This is a genomic window from Streptomyces sp. NPDC055632 (assembly GCF_053618675.1).
Genome location: NZ_JBSHHY010000081.1, coordinates 1 through 6,558, shown reverse-complemented (window position 1 = coordinate 6,558; position 6,558 = coordinate 1). Strand labels below are relative to the sequence as shown.

Sequence of the window (6,558 nt, the reverse complement as noted above, 5' to 3'; positions counted from 1 at the left end):
CGCCGACGCGGCCGAGGCCGCGCTCGTCCGGCACGGCGCCCGCACCGAGCGCCTGACCCTCGACGCGCACACCGCCACCCGCGAGGACCTGGCCGCGCGGCTCACCGCGTACGAGACCGGTGAGGGAAGCGGCGGACCCTTCACGGGCGTCCTCTCCCTGCTCGGGACCGACGGGCGTCCGCACCCCGACCACCCCGAGCTGGCCCTCGCCGTGCTCGGGACCACCCTCCTCGCGCAGGCGGCGGCCGACGCCGGCCTCACCGCGCGGCTGTGGGCCGCGACCCGCGGCGCCGTCGCCGTCTCGCCCGCCGAGCGGCCCGGTTCCGAGGGCGCCCAGGTCTGGGGGCTCGGCCGCGGCATCGCCCTGGAGCACCCCACGCTGTGGGGCGGTCTGGTGGATCTGCCCGAGGACCCGGACGAGCGCGCCTGGCAGCAGCTGGCCGCCGCCCTGGCGGGCACCGCCGACGAGGACCAGGTCGCCGTCCGCGCCTCCGGCTCCTACGGCCGCCGCCTCGCCCCGGCCGGCGGCACCCCCGCCCGCCGCGCCTACGCCCCCCGCGGCACCGTCCTGGTGACCGGCGGCACCGGCGCCCTCGGCGCCCACGTCGCCCGCTGGCTCGCCGGGGCCGGTGCCGGGCACCTGGTGCTCACCGGCCGCCGGGGCCCGGACGCGCCGGGCGCCGCCGAACTGGCCGGGGAACTGCGCGCCCTGGGCGCCGAGGTGACCGTCGCCGCCTGCGACGTCTCCGACCGCGACGCCCTGGCCGCCCTCCTGGAGGCCCACCCGCCCACCGCCGTCTTCCACACCGCGGGCGTCCCGCACTCGGCCGCCTTCCTCGACACCGACGCCGGCTCCCTCGCCGAGGTGTACGCGGGCAAGGTCGCCGGCGCCCTGCACCTGCACGAGCTGACGCGCGCCCGCGAACTCGACGCGTTCGTCCTGTACTCCTCCGGCGCGGGCGTCTGGGGCAGCGGCGGCCAGAGCGCCTACGGCGCCGCGAACGCCGCGCTCGACGCGCTCGCCGAGCGGCGCCGCGCCGAGGGCCTGCCCGCCACCTCCGTGGCCTGGGGCCTGTGGGGCGGCGGCGGCATGGGCGAGGGCGCGGGCGAGGAGTTCCTCAGCAGCCGGGGCCTGCGCGCCATGGACCCCGTACGGGCCGTGGCGGCCCTGGCGCGGGCCCTGGACCGCGAGGACGGCTGCGTCGCGCTCGCCGACATGGACTGGCCGCTCTTCGCCAAGGGGTTCACGACCTTCCGGCCCAGCCCGCTGATCGGCGAACTGCCCGGCGTGAGCGGGGCCGGCGGCGACGGGACCGCCGGGGCGCCCGGCGGAGAGGCCGACGGGGCGGACCCGGACGGGCTGCCCGCCCGGCTCGCCGCCGCCGATCCCGCCGAGCGGTACGGGATCGTGCTCGACGAGGTGCGCGGCGGCGTCGCGGCCGTGCTCGGCCACGCCGGGCCCGAGGACGTCGACCCCGAGGAGGCCTTCAAGGACCTCGGGTTCAGCTCCCTCACGGCGGGCGAGCTGGCGGGCCGGCTCAGCCGCGCCTGCGGCCGCAAGCTGCCCCCCACCCTGGTCTTCGACCACCCCACGGCCGCCGCCATGGCCGCCCACCTGGCCGAACTCCTCCGCCCGGCCGACGGGGCGGACACCGGCACCCCCGAGGAGCGGCGGATCAGGGCCGCCCTCGCCACCCTCCCGCTGGACGTGCTGCGCGAGGCGGGACTGCTGGACACCCTGCTCGCCCTGGCCTCCGACGGGCCCGGCCCGGCGGCGCCCGAGCGGTTCTCAGGCGCGGGCGGGTTCGATGGGACGGACCGGCTCGACGCCGCAGGCGCGATCGGCGACCTCGACGAGATCGCCGCCCTCGACGAGCTCGACGAACTCGACGGGGACGCGCTGATCGAGCTGGCGCTGCGCGACGCGGCCTGACCCGTGACCCGGGCGGCGGCCGCGGGGCCGCCGCCCCAGCCCGACCGTCCGCCGCTCCGCCCGACCGTCCAGAGAGGGACCCCACCGATGGCCATGTCCTCCGAAAAGCTCATGGAGGCGCTACGGACCTCACTGAAGGAGACCGAGCGGCTGCGCCGGCGCAACCGGGAGCTGATCTCGGCCGCCCACGAGCCCGTCGCCGTCGTCGGCATGGCCTGCCGGTACCCGGGCGGGGTCGACTCGCCCGAGGCCCTGTGGGAGCTGGTCGCCTCCGGGACGGACGCCGTCGCGCCCTTCCCGCAGGACCGGGGCTGGGACCTCGACGGGCTCTACGACCCGGACCCCGAGTCGCAGGGCACCACGTACTGCGACCGAGGCGGGTTCCTCGACGGCGCGGGCGACTTCGACGCCGCGTTCTTCGGGATCTCGCCGCGCGAGGCCGTCGTCATGGACCCGCAGCAGCGGCTGCTCCTGGAGGTCTCCTGGGAGGCCCTGGAGCGCACCGGCCTCGACCCGCGCACCCTGCGCGGGACCGGCACGGGCGTCTACATCGGCGCCGCCCACGCCGAGTACGCCACCGACCTGGACCGGGTTCCGGCCGGCTCCGAGGGCTACCTCCTGACCGGCAGCGCCGACGCGGTGCTCTCCGGCCGGATCAGCTACGCCCTCGGTCTGGAGGGCCCGGCCATGACGGTGGAGACGGCCTGCTCCTCCTCACTGGTCGCCCTGCACCTGGCCGTCGCCGCGCTGCGGCGCGGCGAGTGCGGCCTGGCGCTCGCGGGCGGCGCGGCCGTCATGCCCGACGCCGCCGCGTTCGTCGAGTTCTCCCGGCAGAAGGGCCTCGCGGCGGACGGCCGCTGCAAGGCCTTCTCCGCCGACGCGGACGGCACCGGCTGGGCCGAGGGCGCGGGCGTGCTCGTCCTGGAGAGGCTCTCCGACGCGCGCCGGGCGGGCCGTACCGTCCTCGCCGTCATCCGGGGCTCCGCCGTCAACCAGGACGGCGCCAGCAACGGCCTCACCGCCCCCAACGGCCCCTCCCAGCAGCGGGTCATCCGCGCGGCCCTCGCCGACGCGGAGCTCGAACCGCAGGCCGTCGACGCCGTCGAGGCGCACGGCACCGGCACCCGCCTCGGCGACCCCATCGAGGCGCAGGCCCTGCTCGACGTCTACGGCCGGGGCCGCGAGGAGGACCGGCCCCTGTGGCTCGGCTCCCTCAAGTCGAACATCGGCCACGCGCAGGCCGCCGCCGGGGTCGGCGGCGTCATCAAGACCGTCCAGGCCCTGCGCCACGGCCTGCTGCCCAGGACCCTGCACGCCGACACCCCCACCCCGCACGCCGACTGGTCCTCGGGCCGGGTGCGGCTGCTGACCGAGCCCGTGCCCTGGCCGGCGGGCCCGCGCCCGCGCCGCGCCGGGATCTCCGCCTTCGGCGTGGGCGGTACGAACGCCCATGTGATCGTGGAGGAGGCCGATGCCTCCGGCGCGGTCACTGTCACGGCCCCCGACGCGTCCCCCGGCGTGGTCGCCGACGCGGTCGCCGTCACGTTCCCCCGCGCGGTAGCCGGTGCCGTCGTCGAGGGCGGTCCGGTCCCGGAGTTGGCCGTCGCCGAGGACCGCCCGGCTCCGGAGCCCCCGACCGCCTGGTTCCTCTCCGGCCGTTCCGCCGAGGCCCTCCGCGCCCAGGCCGGCCGGCTGCGCGACCACCTCGCCGGACCGGCCGGCGCCGGTGCCACCGCCGAGGCCGTCGGCCACGCCCTGGCCACCACCCGCACCGCCTTCGAGCACCGGGCCGTCGTCCTCGGCGGCTCGTACGAGGAGCTCACCCGCGCCCTCGGCACCCTCGCCGACGGCGCCCCCTCGCCCGCCGTCGTCACCGGAGTGCGCCGCCGCGAGGCCAGGACCGCCTTCCTCTTCACGGGGCAGGGCAGCCAGCGCCCCGGCATGGCCCGCGAACTGTACGCCGCCCACCCGGTGTTCGCCCGCGCCCTGGACGCCGTCGCCGAACGCCTCGACCCGCACCTCGACCGCCCGCTCGCCGCCGTCCTCGACGCCGCCCCCGGCAGCCCGGACGAAGCCCTGCTGCACCGCACCCAGTACGCCCAGGCCGCCCTCTTCGCCGTCGAGACCGCCCTCTTCCGGCTCCTCGAACACTGGGGCGTGCGCCCCGACGTCCTCCTCGGCCACTCCGTGGGCGAGATCGCCGCCGCCCACGCGGCCGGCGTCCTCGACCTCGACGACGCCTGCGCGCTCGTCGCCGCCCGGGGCCGGCTGATGCAGGCCCTCCCGGCCGGCGGCGCGATGCTGTCCGTACGGGCCTCCGAGGACGAGGTCCGCGAGATCCTGGCCGGCCGCGAGGACGTCCTCGCCGTCGCCGCCGTCAACGGCCCCCGGTCCGTGGTCCTCTCCGGGACCGGGGAGGCCGTGGCACGGGCGGCGGAGCTGCTCGCCGAACGGGGCCGCAAGACCAAGCGCCTGACGGTCAGCCACGCCTTCCACTCCCCGCTCATGGACCCCATGCTGGAGGAGTTCCGGGCCGTGGCCGACGGGCTCGCGTACCGGGCGCCCCGCATCCCCGTCGTCTCCAACGTCACCGGCCGCCGGGCCACCGGCGACGACCTGCGCACCGGCGCCTACTGGGCCCGACACGTCCGCGCGGCGGTCCGCTTCGCCGACGGCGTGCGCACCGCCCGCGACCTGGGCACGGCCACCTTCGTCGAACTCGGCCCCGACGGCGTCCTCTGCGGCATGGCCCAGGAGGTGCTGTCCGCGGACGGCCCCGGCACGGAACCGGCCGCCCTGGTCCCCGTACTGCGCCGGGGCCGCCCCGAGGCCGCCACCCTGCTGCGGGCGGTGGCCACCGCCGCGAGCCGGGGCACCTCCCTCGACCGGGGGCGGCTCTTCCCCGCCGCCCCCGCCCGCCCGTTCCCGCTGCCCGTGTACGCCTGGCAGCACCGCCGGTACTGGATCGCCCCCACCCCGCGCGGCGGACGCGGCGGCCCGGCCGGCGGACCCCGCCGCCACCACGTCGCCTGGACCCCGCTGCCCGCCCCCGACGGCACCCCCCTGACCGGCACCTGGCTCCTTGTCGAGCCCGCCGGGACCGGCGCCGACCCCGCCACCGCCGACCGCGCCGAACGGGCCCTGCGCGCCCGGGGCGCCCAGGTCCGGCGCCTCCCGGTCGACCCGGAACGGACCGACCGGGCCGCCCTCGCCGCGCTGCTCGACGGGGCCCGAGGTGACACGGTCGCCCCTGTCGAAGGGGTCCTCTCCCTGCTGGGCGCGGAGGATCGGAAGCGGCCCGGCACCGGCCTGGTCCCGGCCGCCGTCCTGGCCACCCTGGCCCTCGCCCAGGCGATGGAGGAGACGTCCATGACCGCCCGCCTCTGGTGCGCGACCCGGGGAGCCGTGACCACGGCCCCCGGCGAGCGGCCGAGGTCGGCGGGCGCCCAGCTCTGGGGCCTCGGACGCGTCGCCGCGCTCGAACTCCCCGCGCTGTGGGGCGGACTGGTCGACCTGCCCGGACACGAGAACGGAACCGGGGGCGGAAACGAAACCGGAATCGGAGCCGAAACCGGGACGGGGACCGGGGCCGAGGGCGGGACCGAAACCGCCACCGCCACCGCCACCGTGACCGGCACCGGCACCGGCACCGGCCCGGCCAGCGAGGCCGACGAGGACGACGCCTGGCGGCTGCTCGTCGGGGTCCTCGGCGGTCCCGAGGACCAGGTGGCCGTCCGCGGCCCCCGCATCCTCGGCCGCCGGCTCGTCGCCGCCCCCGCGCCGCGCGTCCCCGCCCCGTACCGCTCCCGTGGCACCGTCCTGATCACCGGCGGCACCGGCGCCCTCGGCGGCCACCTGGCCCGTCGGCTCGCCCGCGAGGGCGCCGAGCACCTGCTGCTCGTCACCCGGCGCGGATCCGGCGCCCCCGGCGCGGCCGAGCTTGAGGCCGACCTGCTCGCCCTCGGCGCCAAGGCCACCTTCGCCGCCTGCGACGTCGCCGACCGGGACGCGCTCGCCGAACTCCTCGGCCGGATCCCCTCCGACGCCCCGCTCACCGCCGTCTTCCACGCCGCGGGCGTGCCGCAGGTCGGCCCGCTCACCGAGACCGGCCCCGAACGCGTCGCCGAGGTGTACGCCGGGAAGGTCGCCGGCGCCCTGCACCTCGACGAGCTCACCCGGGACCTCGGCCTCGACGCGTTCGTCCTGTACTCCTCCGGCGCGGGCGTCTGGGGCAGCGCCGGGCAGTGCGCCTACGCCGCCGCGAACGCCGCGCTCGACGCGCTCGCCGAGCGGCGCCGCGCCGACGGCCTGCCCGCCACCTCCGTGGCCTGGGGCCTGTGGGGCGGCGGCGGCATGGGCGACGGCGCGGGCGCCGCGTACCTGCTCCGCAGGGGCGTGCGGCCCATGGATCCGCAGGCCGCCCTCACCGAGCTGTTCCGCGCCGTCGCCGCGGGCGAGGCCCAGGTCACCGTCACCGACACCGACTGGGAGCGGTTCGCCCTCGGGTTCACCTCCCGCCGCCCCAGCCCGCTCGTCTCCGCCCTCGCCGCCCCGGCCCCGGGGCCCGGCCACGCCCCGGCCGCCGACGGCGGCGCCCCGGCGGGCGCCCGGCCGCGCGACCCGCG

General features: G+C 78.8%; 2 protein-coding genes. Both read left to right on the top strand.

Annotated features, from left to right (window positions below; translation table 11 throughout):
• Positions 1-1,933, top strand: a 1,933-nt coding sequence (locus ACWGSR_RS37345) for a beta-ketoacyl reductase (protein WP_453573828.1), incomplete at its 5' end; no start/stop codon positions are given.
• Between the two features lie 87 nt (positions 1,934-2,020).
• On the top strand, positions 2,021-6,558 hold a 4,538-nt coding region (locus ACWGSR_RS37340; protein ID WP_453573825.1), incomplete at its 3' end, for a type I polyketide synthase.